18 protein-coding genes and 1 pseudogene are annotated in these 15,910 nt (G+C 66.3%); 9 read left to right on the top strand and 10 right to left on the bottom strand.

Going from position 1 to position 15,910, the window contains the following annotated elements:
• The first annotated feature begins 83 nt into the window (after positions 1–83).
• The 3 genes from HBE63_RS20195 (at position 84) to HBE63_RS20185 (ending at position 3,851) form a co-directional block, all read left to right on the top strand.
• The gene (locus HBE63_RS20195) at positions 84–2,354 is read left to right on the top strand and encodes an ATP-dependent DNA ligase (protein ID WP_166906335.1); all 2,271 of its coding nucleotides are present in this window, start codon (positions 84–86) and stop codon (positions 2,352–2,354) included.
• Between the two features lie 421 nt (positions 2,355–2,775).
• The gene (locus HBE63_RS20190) at positions 2,776–3,273 is read left to right on the top strand and encodes a nuclear transport factor 2 family protein (RefSeq protein WP_166906334.1); all 498 of its coding nucleotides are present in this window, start codon (positions 2,776–2,778) and stop codon (positions 3,271–3,273) included.
• Positions 3,270–3,851: a TetR/AcrR family transcriptional regulator gene (locus tag HBE63_RS20185; RefSeq protein ID WP_166906333.1), complete on the top strand. Its 582-nt coding sequence runs from the start codon at positions 3,270–3,272 to the stop codon at positions 3,849–3,851. Before HBE63_RS20190 ends, HBE63_RS20185 begins: the two co-directional genes overlap by 4 nt.
• On the opposite strand, the gene rnhA is transcribed toward HBE63_RS20185, so the two are convergent.
• The 5 genes from rnhA to HBE63_RS20160 form a co-directional block, all read right to left on the bottom strand.
• Positions 3,845–4,330 carry a ribonuclease HI gene (gene rnhA / locus HBE63_RS20180; protein ID WP_166906332.1) on the bottom strand — a complete coding sequence of 162 codons (486 nt, stop codon included), beginning with the start codon at positions 4,328–4,330 and terminating at the stop codon, positions 3,845–3,847. The genes HBE63_RS20185 and rnhA overlap by 7 nt on opposite strands.
• Positions 4,331–4,378: 48 nt before the next feature.
• A complete protein-coding gene (locus HBE63_RS20175; protein ID WP_166906331.1) occupies positions 4,379–5,017 on the bottom strand; it encodes a VOC family protein in 639 nt (212 codons plus the stop codon).
• 42 nt (positions 5,018–5,059) lie between these two features.
• Positions 5,060–5,386: a hypothetical protein gene (locus HBE63_RS20170; RefSeq protein ID WP_166906330.1), complete on the bottom strand. Its 327-nt coding sequence runs from the start codon at positions 5,384–5,386 to the stop codon at positions 5,060–5,062.
• Between the two features lie 168 nt (positions 5,387–5,554).
• On the bottom strand, positions 5,555–5,848 hold the full coding sequence (locus HBE63_RS20165) for a hypothetical protein (RefSeq protein WP_166906329.1): 294 nt from the start codon (positions 5,846–5,848) through the stop codon (positions 5,555–5,557).
• A gap of 152 nt (positions 5,849–6,000) precedes the next feature.
• Entirely contained in the window at positions 6,001–6,591 is a 591-nt protein-coding gene (locus tag HBE63_RS20160; protein WP_166906328.1) for a TetR/AcrR family transcriptional regulator, read from the bottom strand.
• Positions 6,592–6,675: 84 nt separating this feature from the next.
• Here HBE63_RS20160 and HBE63_RS20155 point away from each other — a divergent pair, with 84 nt between their 5' ends.
• The gene (locus tag HBE63_RS20155) at positions 6,676–7,839 is read left to right on the top strand and encodes an acyl-CoA dehydrogenase family protein (protein ID WP_166906327.1); all 1,164 of its coding nucleotides are present in this window, start codon (positions 6,676–6,678) and stop codon (positions 7,837–7,839) included.
• A gap of 56 nt (positions 7,840–7,895) precedes the next feature.
• The gene (locus HBE63_RS20150) at positions 7,896–8,273 is read left to right on the top strand and encodes a DUF5709 domain-containing protein (protein ID WP_166906326.1); all 378 of its coding nucleotides are present in this window, start codon (positions 7,896–7,898) and stop codon (positions 8,271–8,273) included.
• On the opposite strand, the gene HBE63_RS20145 is transcribed toward HBE63_RS20150, so the two are convergent.
• Positions 8,260–9,474, bottom strand: coding sequence for an MFS transporter (locus HBE63_RS20145; protein ID WP_166906325.1), 1,215 nt, complete (start codon positions 9,472–9,474; stop codon positions 8,260–8,262). The two genes, HBE63_RS20150 and HBE63_RS20145, sit on opposite strands and share 14 nt — an antisense overlap.
• 227 nt (positions 9,475–9,701) lie before the next feature.
• Positions 9,702–10,565 carry an LLM class flavin-dependent oxidoreductase gene (locus tag HBE63_RS20140; RefSeq protein ID WP_166906324.1) on the bottom strand — a complete coding sequence of 288 codons (864 nt, stop codon included), beginning with the start codon at positions 10,563–10,565 and terminating at the stop codon, positions 9,702–9,704.
• A gap of 81 nt (positions 10,566–10,646) precedes the next feature.
• Between HBE63_RS20140 and HBE63_RS20135 the strand changes: the two genes are divergently transcribed.
• Positions 10,647–11,222 carry an MFS transporter gene (locus HBE63_RS20135; protein ID WP_371814788.1) on the top strand — a complete coding sequence of 192 codons (576 nt, stop codon included), beginning with the start codon at positions 10,647–10,649 and terminating at the stop codon, positions 11,220–11,222.
• A 125-nt stretch (positions 11,223–11,347) separates the two neighbouring features.
• Here HBE63_RS20135 and HBE63_RS20130 read toward each other — a convergent pair whose 3' ends face one another.
• Positions 11,348–12,628 carry a diiron oxygenase gene (locus HBE63_RS20130; RefSeq protein WP_166906323.1) on the bottom strand — a complete coding sequence of 427 codons (1,281 nt, stop codon included), beginning with the start codon at positions 12,626–12,628 and terminating at the stop codon, positions 11,348–11,350.
• 124 nt (positions 12,629–12,752) lie between these two features.
• Here HBE63_RS20130 and cobF point away from each other — a divergent pair, with 124 nt between their 5' ends.
• Together cobF and HBE63_RS20120 are read left to right on the top strand one after the other, a co-directional pair.
• A complete protein-coding gene (gene cobF, locus HBE63_RS20125) occupies positions 12,753–13,511 on the top strand; it encodes a precorrin-6A synthase (deacetylating) (protein WP_166906322.1) in 759 nt (252 codons plus the stop codon).
• Positions 13,512–13,517: 6 nt separating this feature from the next.
• Entirely contained in the window at positions 13,518–13,901 is a 384-nt protein-coding gene (locus HBE63_RS20120; RefSeq protein ID WP_166906321.1) for a phage holin family protein, read from the top strand.
• Here HBE63_RS20120 and HBE63_RS20115 read toward each other — a convergent pair.
• A complete protein-coding gene (locus HBE63_RS20115; protein ID WP_243858184.1) occupies positions 13,872–15,122 on the bottom strand; it encodes an FUSC family protein in 1,251 nt (416 codons plus the stop codon). The genes HBE63_RS20120 and HBE63_RS20115 overlap by 30 nt on opposite strands.
• Positions 15,123–15,131: 9 nt before the next feature.
• The gene (locus HBE63_RS31520; protein WP_243858182.1) at positions 15,132–15,617 is read right to left on the bottom strand and encodes a hypothetical protein; all 486 of its coding nucleotides are present in this window, start codon (positions 15,615–15,617) and stop codon (positions 15,132–15,134) included.
• Positions 15,618–15,657: 40 nt separating this feature from the next.
• On the opposite strand from HBE63_RS31520, the pseudogene HBE63_RS31515 reads away from it, so the two are divergent.
• Positions 15,658–15,855 (top strand): annotated as a pseudogene (locus HBE63_RS31515) (DNA-formamidopyrimidine glycosylase family protein); the annotation flags it as partial.
• Positions 15,856–15,910: the final 55 nt, after the last annotated feature.

Genomic DNA, 15,910 nt, shown 5'->3' with positions numbered 1-15,910 from the left:
TTCAACGCCATTCGGCCATGCTCACACGTCAACTGGGCCGGCGTCTTGGGTGTGGGTATACGTTTGCCACATGGAAGGGCGTCATGGAGCGCTATGAGCGGGTACGGCTGACGAACCCCGACAAGGTGCTCTACCCCGCCACCGGCACGACAAAAGCCGAGGTGTTCGACTACTACCTCAGCATCGCCGAGGTGATGCTGGCCCACATCGCCGGCCGCCCGGTCACCCGCAAACGTTGGCCCAACGGGGTCGAGGAGACGTCGTTCTTCGAAAAGCAGCTGGCATCCTCGGCCCCGGACTGGCTTGAGCGGGGCACCATCGTGCACAAGTCCGGCACCACCACGTACCCGATCATCAACACCCGCGAGGGCCTGGCGTGGATTGCGCAGCAGGCGGCGCTCGAAGTGCATGTGCCGCAATGGAGGTTCTCGTCAGACGGCAGCCAGGGTTCGGCCACTCGCATCGTGTTCGACCTCGATCCGGGTGAGGGCGTCACCATGCCGCAGCTGTGCGAGGTCGCCCAGGCGGTGCGGGGACTCATGGGCGATATCGGCCTGACGACGTACCCGCTCACCAGCGGCAGCAAGGGACTGCACCTGTATGTGCCACTGGCCGAAGCGATCAGCTCTCGGGGTGCTTCGGTGCTGGCCAAGCGGGTGGCCGTGCAGCTGGAACAGGCGATGCCCAAACTCGTCACCGCCACCATGACCCGCAGCGTGCGGGCCGGCAAGGTGTTCCTGGACTGGAGCCAGAACAACGCGGCCAAGACCACGATCGCCCCGTATTCGCTACGCGGACGCGAATACCCGACCGTCGCCGCGCCGCGCTCGTGGGATGAGATCGGCGATCCGGATCTGCGTCACCTGCGATTCGACGAAGTGCTGCAACGGGTTTCCGGCCACGGCGACCTGCTGGCCGGGCTTGACGATGACGCACCGGTGGCCGACAAACTCACCACCTACCGCAGCATGCGCGATGCGGGCAAGACTCCCGAACCGGTCCCGAAGGCGTCGCCGACGACAGGCAACAACGACGCGTTCGTCATCCAGGAACACCATGCCCGGCGGCTGCACTACGACTTCCGCCTCGAGCGAGACGGGGTACTGGTCAGCTGGGCAGTGCCGAAAAATCTGCCCGACACCACATCGGTGAATCATCTTGCGGTACATACCGAGGACCATCCCATGGAATACCTCACGTTCCACGGCGAGATTCCGAAGGGCGAGTACGGCGGGGGCGAGGTCAACATCTGGGATACCGGCACCTACGAGACCGAAAAGTTCAATGACCATCCGCCCGACGGCCCTGAGCGGGGTGGGGAAGTGATCGTCACACTCCACGGCGGCCGGATATCCGGGCGTTATGTGCTCATCCAGACAGACGGCAAGAACTGGCTGGCGCACCGGATGAAGGACCAGAAAGCGGCGACGCCCGAGCCCAAGGATTTCGCCCCCATGCTGGCCACCGAGGGATCGGTCGCGAAACTCAAAGCCACGCAATGGGCGTTCGAGGGTAAATGGGACGGCTACCGACTGCTGGTCGAGGCCAATCATGGCCGGCTGCAACTGCGTTCTCGCCGCGGACGTGATGTGACCGCCGAATACCCCCAATTCCAGGCGCTGGCCGCGGACCTCGCCGATCACCACGTGGTGCTGGACGGCGAGGCGGTGGCACTCGATTCCGATGGGGTGCCCAACTTCGGCGAGATGCAGAACCGGGCCCGCTCCACCCGGGTGGAGTTCTGGGCCTTCGATATTCTGTGGCTCGACGGCCGGTCCTTGTTGCGAGCCAAGTACACCGATCGGCGAAAGCTCTTGGAGGCGTTGGCATCCGGTGGTGGCCTGATCGTGCCGGAGCCGTTGGCGGGTGATGGTCCGGAGGCCATGGAACACGCCCGCAAGAACCGGTTCGAGGGCGTGGTCGCCAAGAAACGGGATGCGACCTATCAGCCCGGGCGGCGGTCGGCGTCGTGGATCAAGGACAAGATCTGGAACACCCAGGAAGTGGTGATCGGCGGCTGGCGGCAAGGAGAGGGCGGGCGCAGCAGCGGTATCGGGGCACTGGTTCTCGGGGTGCCCGGTTCCGACGGCCTGCAATTCGCGGGGCGGGTCGGCACCGGGTTCACCGAGAAGGAGCTGGCCAAGCTCAAGGGCATGCTGAAACCCCTGCACACCAAGGAATCGCCATTCGACAAGCCTCTGCCGAAGCTCGACGCCAAGGGGGTCACGTTCGTGCGACCCGAGCTGGTGGGGGAGGTGCGGTACAGCGAGCGGACCTCAGACCACCGGCTGCGTCAACCCAGCTGGCGTGGGCTGCGTCCGGACAAAACGCCGGATGAAGTGGTGTGGGAATAGCACATTTTGAAAAGAAGTGTGGTGTACGTGGTTCGGCGCCGCGTTGCCCCGTCACCCGCGGGGGCGCCTCAACTCCCGACGGGACGATACCCCGAGTTTGGCGAAGATGTTAAGCCCTCGCCCGCCAGGCGGGCGATATAGCTTCTTGTGTCGTCAATGTCACCGTCGATCCGCCTCTGCGCTCTTTCCCCAATGACTCGCCCGCCGCTCGGAGTTCGCGGCGCGTCCGCTCGGCGAAGCCGTCGGAGCCCATCTGGAGAAACATTTCGTGGGCGATGCGTAATTCCGTGCGCGCTTCGGCCCGGCGGTTCTCGCGAGCCCTGGTCACCCTCATCTTCAAGATTGCGGTCAAGGTCTGACTTGCCAGTGCGCCGGAGACTTCCAGTTGACGTTGTCATATGAATGGGGCATCATCCTTCATATGACAACGTCACATGAAGATGCCATCGATGCTGTCCGCCTGCAGCGTCTGTTCGATCGCGAAGCGATCACCGACGTGCAACTCCGATACGCGACCGGGGTTGATTCGCGCGACTGGCAACTGTTTCGCACGTGCTTCGCGGACGAGGTCGAGGGCGACTACAGCTCCGTCTTCGGCACCCCGCCCGCCCGTCTCAGCGCCGACGAATTCGTCGCGATGATCGCACCGGTGATGACCGTGCTGACCGCGACCCAGCACATGATCACCAACCTGGTGATCACCTTCGAGGATGAGGATCACGCGAACGTCGACGCATACGTCCGGGCCATCCACTACAACGCGGCGGCCGACGGCGGTACCGAGCAGACCGTGTACGGGTACTACACCAACGCATTCGTCCGAACCGTCGACGGTTGGCGAATCTCCAAGCTGAAGCTCACTTCTCGGATTCAGACCGGAAATCCCGGGGTGTTCGGCGCGCTTCCGGCCGCGGGGTGACGCGCACCGAGACGGCCGCCGCGACGCGCCGCGCCCTGCTCGACGAGGCCGCAGCGCTGCTGGATGCCGGAGGTCCGGCCGCGGTGACACTGCGCGAGGTCGGCGCGCGGGCCGGCGTCAGCCGGGGTGCGCCCTACGGCCACTTCGCCGACAAGGAAACGCTGCTGACGTCAGTTGCCGCCGAAGGGTGGGAGTGCCTCGGCGCTGAAATGCAAGCACTGCACCATGATTCGGGCCTTTCGCCCGCGGAGACCCTACGTGCGGCGTTACTGGCCGTCGTCGCTCTCAGCCGGCGAAGGCCTCATCTGTATCGGTTGATGTTCAGCCCGCCGCTCGGCGACCCCGAGGCCATCGCGCGTGCGGCACAACGAATGTGCGATCAGTTTCTCGCCATCGTCTCCGCTGCCGCCGGGGAGGAGAACGCGAATCGTCATGCGGCCATCCTGCTGACCGCCGCCCACGGCGCCTGCGGCTTGGAAACCAGCGGTCTGCTTGATACCGATAAGTGGCACACCACGGCTGACGAGCTCATCGACAGCCTGCTTGCGACGATCGCGGAACCTGGGCGTCGTCAGTGAACCAGATCGCCCGAACCGTCGAGCGCTTCCCGTAGCCCCCGAGTCGCCAGCTCGTCGGCCAGCTCGTTGTCGGCGACACCCGAGTGACCCTTCACCCAGAACCACTCGACCTGGTGTTGGGCGCAGGCGGCCCGTAGCCGCTGCCAGAGGTCGACGTTCTTCACGGGCTGCTTGGCGGCGGTCAGCCAGCCATTGCGTTCCCAGCCGAGCACCCACTTGGTGATGCCGTTGCGGACATAGGTGCTGTCGGTGTGCAGGTGCACCACTACGGGCCTCGTGAGTGCCTCGAGCGCCATGATGGGCGCCATCAGCTCCATCCGGTTGTTGCTGGTGGTTCCGGGCTCGCCGCCGTACATCTCGCGAACACGCTCGCGGTGGCGCAGCACCGCGCCCCAGCCGCCGGGGCCGGGATTTGGTCGGCACCCGCCGTCGGTATGGACGACAACGACGTCGGTGCTCGAGTGTCCGGCGTCAGTCATGCGCTGAGGATAGGGAACTGTTTCGGGCGAGCGGCGTCCCGACACACGTCAAGGACGCAGAGTCGCCGAGATCACGGCTGTGTGCACCGATATGCCGAGGTCGCGGTGCCGGACCGTGGTGATCCGGCGCCCGGGCTGGACCGCGTCCTTGACCGGCGCGGTGTGGTCGCCGAAGAACGCGGCGCTCGCATCGATGTCGTCGACGACGTACGTGATTCCCCAGAGCTTCGAGGGACCGTCACTGGCCGTCTCCGGCGAACCGACGACCTCGATGATCGCCCCTCCGAAGCGGAAGAAGATCTGACGCATCCGTCGTCCGCCGAGTTCGGTGTCCCGTTCCCGGCGCGGTTCCACTCCGATGGCCGCCATTGAGGCGACCGTGCGGTCCAGGTCAGGGGACAGCAGCACGATGTGGTCGATCGCGGTGACGCCGTTCGGGTGGGTGGCCGGTTGTGCGGTGACCGCATCCGATCGCGTGGTGGGGACACCATCGAGGACTTCGAAGGTGTCACCTGTTGGCAGGTCACCCAACGACCACCCGATGATGCCGGTGCCGCGGTCGCGCCCGACCAGTCTGATGCGAACCTCACCCACCCGGCAGACGGCGTCGGAGTCGACGAAAAATCCCGCTCGCGTCCAGGTGTCCGGCGGGTCAGCGACCTCGAGCTCGTCGACGGTGACGGTCATGGACGTGGAATCTATCCGCCCCGTCGGTCCGCCGTGTGCACCTCAGCCGGACGTCTGGCCGGCGTCGGCGATTCGCCGTCGCGCTTCGGCCGGCGAAATGCGCAGCCTCCTGGCGAGAACCCCGGCCGGGTCGAACCGCGGCGGCGAAGCGTTGTCGGTGGCGACCATCCGTCCGAGCAGCCGCTGTTGAGCGGTCGCCAGCCGTTTCTCGCCTGCGTCGAGCCGGCTCAGAACCTCGTGGAGCTCCGCCCGCGTCAGGGCATGCACCGACAGCGCGTCGATCTCTTTGCAGGCGGCGTTCAGGTGATCGAGGGCATCACCGACGACCGTCCGCTCGATGTCTCTCTCGGAAACCAATATCGAACTCATGTTCGGTACCGTACGCCGACCCACCGACAAGCCAGGCGTTTGCAGGGCCTCGGCCAAAACAAATCGGCCGCACAACATTGTGCGGCCGATGTGGGCATTGATTCTCGCGCGAACCGCTAAATCGGGTTCAGCGCATTCAACAAACGCGTGCCCTGTTTTATTCCCAACTCAGCAGGCGACGTCGACGTAGGCCGTCTTTGAAATGACGGTGGTATTGATCGAACTTCCGCCCCTGGAGTCATTGGTGGCAATGGTATGCCCCTGGCGTACGCCGAGCACGGTGCAGTTGGCCAGTGGCGCGGCGCCGGTGCGGTTGACAATGACGTGATAGCCGCTGGTCTGCAGGCTTTTCACGGTTTGTTCGGCCGACTGTCCGGTCGGGGCGGCAGCGGCGATGCCCCCGAGGAATGTTCCCGCGGCCAGCGCGCCCGCGGCCAATGTGGCGATGGTATATGACTTCATTTCCCAACCCTCCGTTGCAGGCCGCACCGGAAGTCCCACTACTTCCGGTTGCTACCTATTACGTCCAATTGGGAATCGAGTTCGAAAATTCCAGAATTCTCAGGTGAATATGCGAATTTTCTCAGTATTGCCGGTGTCGGGCCGGTTTCGGCTCAGCTCTCCTCGACAGTGACCCGGAGACGCGGCTTGCGCTCGGACTCGGGGCTGTCCACGCGATCCCACACCGCATCCACCAGTGGCGCCAGCAGCATCTCACCCATCTGGCGCACCAGGACCGCCACGATCTGGGTCGACTCGCGGCGTCTCGTCGATGCGCGCCCCGTCTTCCGCAGCGTGTTGACCTCTCGCGCGGTCAGGTCGACGAGGACATCGAGGAGATGCAGATTCTCGCCCGACGGGTCCAGTAGGGCCCGGCGCACATAATCGACCACCGGCGGGTTCGCCCGCAGCATGCGGCGGACGGCCTCGTCGCGGGCGGCGGCGAGATCGGCCGGATGGTCGGCCTCGGGAACCTCCGCGAGCGCGGCCGCGAAGTAGTCCACCACCAGCTGGTCGACGGCATCGCGCAGCCCGGCCTTGGTCTTGTAGTGGTGCTGCACCAGGCCGAGCGTGACGCAGGCTTCGGAGGCGATGGCGCGCAGCGATATTCGGTCCGGGCCGGACTTCGAATAGAGGTCCAGGGCGGCGTTGCGGATCCGGGCCTTCGCTGTCAGGTCCTCGTTTGTGGCCCGCGGGTTGACCATGCCACTCGCCTCCTGTACACCTGACCCTAGAACAATACAGTTGTATCGTAATCGTTCGACGGTGACAAAGATGAGGTAACAACGATGTCTGAACTGTTCCCCGACTACCGGGCGTCCTGGGAGACCGATCAGCACCGTGAACTCCGCCGGCACGCCGCGGAGTTCTTCCGGAGGGAAGCCACGCCGAATCAGGAACGCTGGGCCCGAAACCACCAGGTCGAGCGGGAATTTTGGAACAAACTCGGCGACGCCGGGCTGCTGGGTCTGGACCTGCCGGAGGAGTACGGCGGTGCCGGCGGGGATTTCGGATTCTCAGCGGTGGTCGCCGAGGAACTGGCGCTCGCCCACGATTCGGCCTCCGGCTGGGTGGTGCATTCCCCGATCGTCGCGCACTACATCAACACCTACGCCGATGCCGAGCAGAAGCAGCGCTGGATGCCGAAGATCATCAGCGGTGAGGCCGTGCTGGCGATCGCGATGACCGAGCCCGGAACCGGATCGGATCTGCAGGCGGTGCGTACGACGGCCGTTCGCGACGGCGATGAGTACGTCATCAACGGGTCGAAGACGTTCATCTCCAACGGAACTCACTGCGACCTGGTGGTGATCGTCGCCAAGACCGACCCGTCGCAGGGCGCGGCAGGCATCTCCCTGATCGTCGCGGAGACCGACGACGACCTGCAGGGTTTCGAACGTGGACGGGTGCTGGAGAAAGTCGGCCAGCACGGCCAGGACACCCGCGAGTTGTTCTTCTCCGATATGCGGGTGCCGGTGAAGAACCTGCTCGGTGGACAAGAGGGACTGGGCTTCTACCAGCTGATGGAGCAGTTGGCCCGCGAGCGGCTGGCCATCGCATCGGTGTGCTCCGGCATGGCCGAAGCCGCGGTATCGGAGGCGATCCGCTACACGAAGGAACGTGAGGCCTTCGGTAAGCCGCTGATCGGTTTTCAGCACAACCGCTTTGCCCTCGCCGAGCTCAAAGCCGAGGTCCTGTCGATCAAGACCACCGTCGACTACTGCGTGCAGTCCTATATCGACGGGCACAACGACCCGGCCACCGCATCGATGGCCAAGCTGATCGCCGCAGACAAGGGGGTGGCCGTCGTCGACCGCTGCGTGCAGTTCTTCGGCGGCTACGGCTACATGATGGAGTACCCGATCGGTCGGGCCTACGCCGCGGCGCGGGTCAACAAGATCTATGGCGGTACAAGCGAAATCATGAAAGAGATCATCAGTCGATCTCTGTGACCACTCCAACTGCGAAGACGGGCTCAGGTGGGCGCGAGCTGTGCCATCGTTGAAGTATGAGTAGTGACGGGTACAGCGTCGATGACGACGACCAGTTGACTCAGGAGGACACCCTGCTCGACCGGGGTGTCGATGATCTGCTCGACGAGGGTTACTCGCCGCCCGATCGCTGGCGCGAACCGCGCGACCACGAGACCCTCGATGAGCTGCTGGCCGAGGAAGAGCCTGATCCCGCGATGCAGCTCGACGATACTGACTACCCCGACGAGCAGGCCGGTGATGACGAGGTCGGGGGCCGGCGGTCCGGTCGCCTGGTCGCTCCCAACGCCGGGTTCGGCGCGGACGAAGAGGCGGAGCTGTTGGGGACTGACGTCGGCATCGACGGCGGGGCGGCCTCTGCGGAAGAGGCCGCGGTCCACATCATCGAGGAGTAGGCCTGCGGCGCTGCAGTGCCACCGACACGGTGAACACCAGCAGGCCGCCGACAGCGAGCACTGCGCCCGCGGCTGCGGGGGCGGTGTAACCGAAGCCGGCCGCGATCACCAGACCGCCCACCCAGGCGCCCGTGGCATTGCCGATGTTGAGCGCGGAGTGGTTGAGCGCGGCGGCCAGCGTCTGCGCATCGTGGGCGACGTCCATCAGCCGGGTCTGCAGGGCGGGGCCGACGGCGGAGCCCGCCACACCGACCCCGAACAACAGCGGCAGCGCGGTCCACGGATTGTGCGATCCCACCGAGAACACGGCCAGCAGTACGGCCAGCGAGCCCAGCGCCAGGTACAGCGCACGGATCACCGAGATGTCGGCCAGCCGGCCGCCGATCAGGTTGCCGACCACCATGCCCAGGCCGAACACCATGAGCGCCACGGGAACCAGCGACCGCGGCAGTCCGGTCACGTCGGTCATCGTGGTGCTGATGTAGGTGTAGACCGCGAACATGCCCCCGAAGCCGATCATGCCGACGAGCACGGCGAGCCACACCTGGGGACGGCGCAGCGCACCGAGTTCGGTCAGCGGACTGGTGACGTGCATGGACCGGAGATGCTCGGGCAGCCACTGCCACTGAGCGGCCAGCGTGACCAGACCGACGCCGACGACCAGGCCGAACGCGCTGCGCCAACCCAGCGCCTGACCGAGCCAGGACGCCAGCGGGACGCCCAGCACCGTCGCGACGGTCAGGCCGCACAGCACGTAGGCCACGGCCTTGGCCCGGTTCTGCGGACCCATCAGATGGGCGGCGGCCAGCGCAGCGATCCCGAAGAACGCGCCGTGCGGCAGACCGGTGACGAACCGGGCGATCACCAGGGTCAGGTAGGTCGGCGCCAGCATGCTGGCCACGTTGCCGAGGGTGAAGACCGCCATGAGGGTGAGCAGCAGCGCCTTGCGGGGCCACCGCGCGGTGAGGGCGGCGATGATGGGCGCGCCGACGACGACACCCAGCGCATACGCGGAGATGACATGGCCTGCCGTGGGCTCGGTGATGCCGAACCCTGTCGCGATGTCGGGCAGCAGGCCCATTGCGACGAATTCCGTGGTGCCGATCCCGAAGCCGCCGAGGGCCAGGGCGAACACTGCGAGCAGGCGCACCGTGGGGTCGGGAGCGACGATTGAGCGCGCACGTTCGAGGGAGGTCGTCATTCGTAGGCTTTCCGAGTTCTGGGTCTCCGGCTTTCGGGGGTTGCCGGACTGAGCTCTCGGGCAGCGTTGGGCGAGAACGGCGGGTGCAACGCTAACGGGGCGGCGAGTGTTCCCTCAAACCGTGGTTCGATGGTCCCGTTTTCCACACCCGGGCGGTCGGTCGGCGCCGAACGCGACCCAGGTGTAGAAGACGGTGCAGGGAATCCCCACTTCCCGCGGCCCCAGCCCTAGACCTTCGCGATGACGTTCTCGGCGAACTTCTCCAGGTGGCGGATCTTGCGATCCAGCGGCTCGGGGTCGTCGCCCTTGATGTAGGGCAGGCGGAAGCCCACGATCACGTCGGTGACGCCCTTGTCCTCGAGTCGTTTGATGCCGTCGGGCGTGTACGCGTCAGCCGAGATCACGTGGACTTCAAACGGTCCGGTCTGACCTTCCTCGGCCCGAATCTCGTTGAGCCGCTTCAGAAGGACATCGAGATCGTCGGTCCCGCCGCCGTGCATCCAGCCGTCGTTGCGGGCTGCGCGGCGCAGGGCCGCTTCGGCGTGCCCGCCGACGAGGATGGACACCGGCTTCGACGGCGCCGGGGTCATCTTGGTCTTGGGGATGTCGTAGAACTCGCCGTGGTATTCGAAGTACTCACCGCTGGTCAGTCCGCGGATGATGTCGATGCACTCGTCCATCCGCTTGCCGCGCCGTGCGAACGGCACGCCCATCAACTCGTAGTCCTCGGGCCACGGGCTGGTGCCGACCCCGAGCCCCAGGCGGTTGTCGAACAACGCATTGAGTGAGCCGACCTGCTTGGCCACCAGGGCCGGTGGCCGGATCGGCAATTTGAGTACGAAGAAGTTGAACTTCAGCGTGGTGGTGACCGCGCACAGGGCCGAGGCCATCACGAAAGCTTCGACGAATGGCTTGCCGTCCAGGAACTCCCGGTTGCCGTCAGGGGTGTACGGGTATTTGGAGTCGGATTCGAAGGGGTAGGCGACGCTGTCGGCAATCGTCATGGCGTGATAGCCGGCCGCCTCGGCCGCCTGGGCCAGCGGGATGTAGTAGGTGGGGTCGGTCATGGCTTCGGCGTAGGTGAACCGCATGGCGTCCACACTAGAACGTGTTCTAGTTCTGTGGGGCGGATCGGGCAGGCAAGATGGCCGGGTGCCGGTGCGTGGTCGGGCGTGCTCGCGGGTCGCGTGGTGGACCGGCTTGGCACAGGGATCCGCGGTACGCCGCGGGATGCCCTGCTGGTCGCCGACGTCGACGACGCCGCCCGCGGCCGGGTCTTCGGATTCCACCGGGCGATGGCCACCACGGGCGCCGTCGTCGGGCCGCTGTTGGGGTTGGCCGGCTACGAGCTGCTCGACCATCAGATCGCGCCGCTGCTGTGGGTGGCTGTGGTGCCCGCGGTGCTCAGCGTCGCCCTGGTGTTCCTGGTTTCCGAGAAACGTCGGGCCGAGCCGCGTAAGGAGCGCCAGCCGGTGTTCGCCCGGGTGCGGGACCTGCCCGGCGGATACTGGCGCGTGACGGCCGTGCTGGTGGCATTCGGCTTGGTGAATTTCCCCGACGCGCTGCTGTTGTTGCGGCTCAACGAGATCGGCTTCTCGGTTGTCGAGGTGATCCTGGCCTACGTCACCTACAACGTGGTGTATGCCATCTCCAGTTTCCCGGCTGGGCTGGGGTTGGCGACCGATCCGCTGCTGGCCTGGCTGCTGATCGGGCCTATGGCCTGTTCACGGGCTGCACCGACGGGGTGAGCAAGGCCTGGGTGTCCTCGCTGGTCGGCTCCGACCTGCAGGGCAGTGGGCCGGCCAGCTGCCACTGCTGATCTCCGGGATCGGCGGGGCGGTGTTCGCCGTCGGATTGCTCGGCCGCGCGGTACTTATCCGGCGACGCTGACGTCGGACCCGTCGACGTCGTCCAGTTCAAAGGGCGGTTGACCGACGCCGGCGATCGAGTGTGTGCCCTGCGAAGTGCGCTCGGTGATGCGGGCGTCGACGGTGCGGTTGCCGATGCTCAGCCGCACCGGCCCGGGGGCGACGGTGCTCGGTGCATCGAGAATCGTTCCGCGCCAGTGGTATTTCCCGTCGATCGGATCGAGATGGCCGGCCAGCCGCACATTCACCCGGCGATCGCCGTCACCGGTGTCGAGGATGGCGAGCCCGCCGAACACTTCTTCGGTGATGCCGGTCCCGGGAATCTCGGGAGTACCCGCTGACCCGGCGATGCCACGCGGAGCCTTCGCCGGAAGGAAGCCCGAACGCCGCCACATCCGGCGCCCGATGCGGCCCATCAACCCGACCTCTTCGAGGAAGGCCGCGAGCGAGGCGAATCCGGAGATCTGCACCTCGCGACGGTGCGCGCTGGCCCGGGCCATCTGGCGGGCGGCGCGGGCGTTCAGACCGACGCGCGCGTACTGCACCTTGTTGGTGAACAGATAGCGGAAGAACAATCCGCCGATCCCGTTGAGGTTGGCCACCCACATGCGTTGGTACCAGCGCATCGACGGAGTGCGCCCGCGCAGGCCGTCCCGCGCGAACTGGATGTGGCGGGCTTCCTCGGTGACATGGATGCGCATGAGGCGCTGCACCATCGGCTGCAATTCGGGGTCGTCCATCATCTGCCGCTGCAGCGAGTCGAAGATCTCTTCACCGATCAGCGCGGCCACCCACAGCACCGAGCCGCGGAAGAAGAAGGGCAGCGAGTTGATGATCATGCGCTGGTACAGCCGCGGCCGCACCGGCTTGGCGCCGATCTTGTCGATGGCCTTGCCGAACATCACCATGTGCCGGGTCTCGTCGCCGAGTTCAGTGAGCTCGTAGTGCGTGGAATTCGAGGTGGGGTCCTGATGCATCATCTTGCGCAGCAGCGATTGGTTGAGGATGTTCTCGAACCAGATGCCCGCCGAGAGGGTGTTGGCCAGCTCCTCGCGTGACAGCTCGATCTGCTCTTGGCGGGTCATGCTGTCCCACAACGGAGTTCCGTACAGCGACACGATCGTCGGCGGCAGGAAGAACTTGTCCGGATCGATCGGCGCCTGCCAGTCGATGTCCACCACCGGCGCGTACGACTTGCGAACCGAACCCTTGAGCAGGCGTTCGGAGAACGCGTCCCGCCGCGCGGCGTTGGCCGAGCCTTCGCCGGGTCTGACCGAAGTTGTCACCGTTGACGTTCCCTTCGTTTGTGGTCCCCCTCTTTCCGACGGTAGGTACCGACAATGCATGATGTCAATACCCCGGGTACCGGATACTTGGGGTACCCGGTTCCGGTTCGGATAACCTTCGACGGTGCGTCGCATCCATGTCATCGGAATCGGAGCCGGTGATCCGGACTTCGTCACGGCCCAGGCCATTTCCGCGCTCAACGACACCCAGGTGTTCTTCGCGATGGACAAGGGCCCGCGCCGGGGTGCGGCCGACGATCTGGTCGCGGTGCGCAAGCTGATCTGCGACCGTTTTATCACCGAACCCGACTACCGCTTCGTCGAGCTGGTCGACCCGCCCCGCGCCGCGGCCGGTGACGCACCGGGTTACCGCCAGGTCGTGGCGGACTGGCATGCGGAGCGGGCCCGGATCTGGGCGGAGGCCATCGAAACCGAACTCGGCCCTGACGGCGTCGGGGCGTTTCTGGCCTGGGGAGACCCGTCGTTGTACGACAGCACCCTGCGGATCCTGGAGATGGTCGGTGAGCACGTCGAGTTCGCCTACGACGTCATCCCCGGCATCACCGCGATTCAGGTGCTGACCGCTCGGCACCGCATCCCGCTCAATGACGTCGGCGAACCGGTGCTGATCACCACCGGACGTCAGCTACGTGAGCACGGGCTGACAGGAAGCGCCGTGGTGATGCTCGACGCCGACTGCGCGTTCACCCAGTGCCCGCCGCAGACCCGCATCTGGTGGGGTGCCTACCTGGGCACGCCCGACGAGTTGCTGTACGCGGGAACCGTCGGCGAGATCGGCGCCGAAATCGTTGCTGCGCGTGCCGAAGCCAGGACCCGTCACGGCTGGATCATGGACACATACCTGCTGCGATCGGCAGACTAGACCGCCATGAGCTCATTTCTCCTGCGCGCCGCGATAACCGGATTCGCGCTCTGGGTGGTCACTCTCGTCGTGCCGGGGATCTACTTCATCGGCGGTGACACCACCATCGCCAGGGTGGGCATCATCTTCGTCGTCGCGGTGATCTTCGGTCTGGTCAACGCGTTCGTGAAGCCGATCGTGCAGATCCTGTCGATCCCGCTCTACATCCTCACGCTCGGCCTGATCCACATCGTGATCAACGCGCTGATGCTGTGGATCACCTCGTGGATCACCGACAACACCACGGGTTGGGGCCTGCACATCGACCAGTTCTGGTGGACCGCCATCTGGGCGGCGATCGTGCTGTCGCTGGTGAGCTGGCTACTGTCGTTCGTCAAGGCTCTCGCGTAGGGCGCACGCCTGCTCGGTCAGCGCCGCCGTGGTGTCTGTCGCGGCGGCGGCGCCGGCCTCGGTAGTGCCGTCCCGTTCGGCGCCCCAGCAGGCCGCCAGTGTGCGGTAGGCGAGTTGTTCGGTGGCCACGACTGTCGGCCACATCCGTTCGGCGCCAAGGCGTTGCGCGGGGGATCCGCCGACGCTCGCGTCATAGGCCGGCAGTAGTTCCATGGCCCGCAGTTGCAGATCGCGCCGCTCGGTGCGGGCCGTCGGGGAGGTGGCGTCGCCGGCCGCCAGGTGCGGCAGGGTCGCGGTGACCGCGTCGAGTGTGCCCGTGATCGCCCTCGGCACGCCGGTCGGGTGGCGCAGACGCTGGGTCGCCCAGTACACCGCCAGGGCCACCGCACACCCGATCAGGGTGTCGCTACCGCGGGTCAGCAGCAGTTCGCCGAGATTGTCGACAGGTTGGCCGCCGGAGGCGATGGTGAGGGCTGCGGGCGTGATGAACACGACGGCCAGGGTGTAGTTGCGCAGCACGTACATCTCGATGGTGAATTGCAGCGCCCCGATCACCAGTACCAGGCAGAGGCCTTGCGGGTGCAACGCGAGGATCGAGCCGGCCACACCGAGCCCGAGCCACGTGCCGAGCGTCCGTTCGATCCCGCGGGCCACCGTGCGTTGCCAGTCGAAGCCCTGATGCAGCATCAGCACCGCGGCGGCCATCGCCCAGTACGCGTGGGTCATGGTCAGGGCCTGCGAGATCAGTACGGCGATGACGCCCGAGAACAACACCGCGACGGCGACCCGCGCCGCCAGTTGTAGCGACACCGAGCCCGGCGTCAGAGCGCGGCGCAGCAATCGCGCGACGCTGGGCCTGCCGAGCGGAACTCCTTCGGCGCCATGCTCATCGGCGATCGCGTCGGCGGGCACGGTGGCCAGGTGCCGGGCCAGGTCCGCGCCGCCTTCGGGAGCCGGCGCGCCCGTATCAGCGGCCCGCATGGCCTCGGCGAACAGCTCATGCAGCCGACGGTTGACGACCCGCAACCGATACAGCGCCTGATCCGGTTTCGGTTGCACCGGTTGATAAGTGACCAGCGTGACCCAGGCGGTGTGCAGCAGGAGCGCGGCCCGGTGGCGAGTGTCGGCCGAGGGGTTCTCGATGTAGGCGGCGACGGCGCCGGCAGCTGCGGCCACCGCAGCCTTCTCCGGTCCACGTGGACGGATCAGTGCGCCCGACATGTGCACCAGTCAGGAGAACGCGCCGCCCGCGAGGACCAGCGTCGCGTGATGAGCCGGGCTCAGGTGCAGCGTGGCCGGGGTGCCGGTGCCCGCGGCGCAGGCCAGCACCAACATGTAGGCCCCGGGCGGTCCGACGCTCAGGGCGTGGCAGACCAGGGTGGCCACCGCGGCGATCACCGTCACAGTCAGCACGCCCAGCCAGGGGGTCGACGATGCCCAGTCCCCGAGTGCCACCGCGGCCGCGAAGCTCACGACGACCACCGCCAGGAACGCGCCGCGGTTCAGGTATGGGCGGCCACTGCCGTACAGCGACGTGAATCCGCCGATGGTGGCGATCAACCCGGCCGTGGTGTCGCCGGCCAGCCAGCCCACCAGAACCGGTACGGCCATACAGATTCCGGCGCGCAGCGCGAACGGCCACCGGCGCGGCACGCTGTTGATCACGAAGATGTGCTGCAGCGGGTTGGTCGCCCGGGGAGCAGGCCGATTGGACATGTCTACAGCATGCTCGGCGTTTCGCTGACACACTGGAGCCATGCCTGAACTGCCCGAAGTCGAGGCGTTGGCCGATTATCTGCGCCGGCATGCGACGGACCGGGTGGTCACCCGGATCGACGTGGCCGCGTTGTCGGTGCTCAAGACGTTCGATCCGCCGACGACGGCGTTGCACGGCCAGACCGTCACCGGGGCGAACCGCTGGGGTAAGTACCTTGGCCTGGAAGTAGGCCCCTGGCACCTGATCACGCACCTGTCCCGGGCGGGTTGGTTGCGTTGGTCGGACAAGTTGG

This window comes from Mycobacterium sp. DL440 (assembly GCF_011745145.1).
Classification (GTDB): Bacteria; Actinomycetota; Actinomycetes; order Mycobacteriales; family Mycobacteriaceae; genus Mycobacterium.
Note: the sequence above shows the minus strand (reverse complement) of the source record. Positions and strands in the feature narration are given on the sequence as shown.

What these genes read in the sequence shown, in the direction of transcription:
- HBE63_RS20195 (WP_166906335.1), top strand. Translation starts at nt 84, where the DNA reads ATGGAGCGCTATGAGCGGGTACGGCTGACGAACCCCGACAAGGTGCTC.
- HBE63_RS20190 (WP_166906334.1), top strand. Translation starts at nt 2,776, where the DNA reads ATGACAACGTCACATGAAGATGCCATCGATGCTGTCCGCCTGCAGCGT.
- rnhA (WP_166906332.1), bottom strand. Translation starts at nt 4,330, where the DNA reads ATGACTGACGCCGGACACTCGAGCACCGACGTCGTTGTCGTCCATACC.
- HBE63_RS20175 (WP_166906331.1), bottom strand. Translation starts at nt 5,017, where the DNA reads ATGACCGTCACCGTCGACGAGCTCGAGGTCGCTGACCCGCCGGACACC.
- HBE63_RS20170 (WP_166906330.1), bottom strand. Translation starts at nt 5,386, where the DNA reads ATGAGTTCGATATTGGTTTCCGAGAGAGACATCGAGCGGACGGTCGTC.
- HBE63_RS20165 (WP_166906329.1), bottom strand. Translation starts at nt 5,848, where the DNA reads ATGAAGTCATATACCATCGCCACATTGGCCGCGGGCGCGCTGGCCGCG.
- HBE63_RS20160 (WP_166906328.1), bottom strand. Translation starts at nt 6,591, where the DNA reads ATGGTCAACCCGCGGGCCACAAACGAGGACCTGACAGCGAAGGCCCGG.
- HBE63_RS20155 (WP_166906327.1), top strand. Translation starts at nt 6,676, where the DNA reads ATGTCTGAACTGTTCCCCGACTACCGGGCGTCCTGGGAGACCGATCAG.
- HBE63_RS20150 (WP_166906326.1), top strand. Translation starts at nt 7,896, where the DNA reads ATGAGTAGTGACGGGTACAGCGTCGATGACGACGACCAGTTGACTCAG.
- HBE63_RS20145 (WP_166906325.1), bottom strand. Translation starts at nt 9,474, where the DNA reads ATGACGACCTCCCTCGAACGTGCGCGCTCAATCGTCGCTCCCGACCCC.
- HBE63_RS20140 (WP_166906324.1), bottom strand. Translation starts at nt 10,565, where the DNA reads ATGCGGTTCACCTACGCCGAAGCCATGACCGACCCCACCTACTACATC.
- HBE63_RS20120 (WP_166906321.1), top strand. Translation starts at nt 13,518, where the DNA reads ATGAGCTCATTTCTCCTGCGCGCCGCGATAACCGGATTCGCGCTCTGG.
- HBE63_RS20115 (WP_243858184.1), bottom strand. Translation starts at nt 15,122, where the DNA reads ATGTCGGGCGCACTGATCCGTCCACGTGGACCGGAGAAGGCTGCGGTG.
- HBE63_RS31520 (WP_243858182.1), bottom strand. Translation starts at nt 15,617, where the DNA reads ATGTCCAATCGGCCTGCTCCCCGGGCGACCAACCCGCTGCAGCACATC.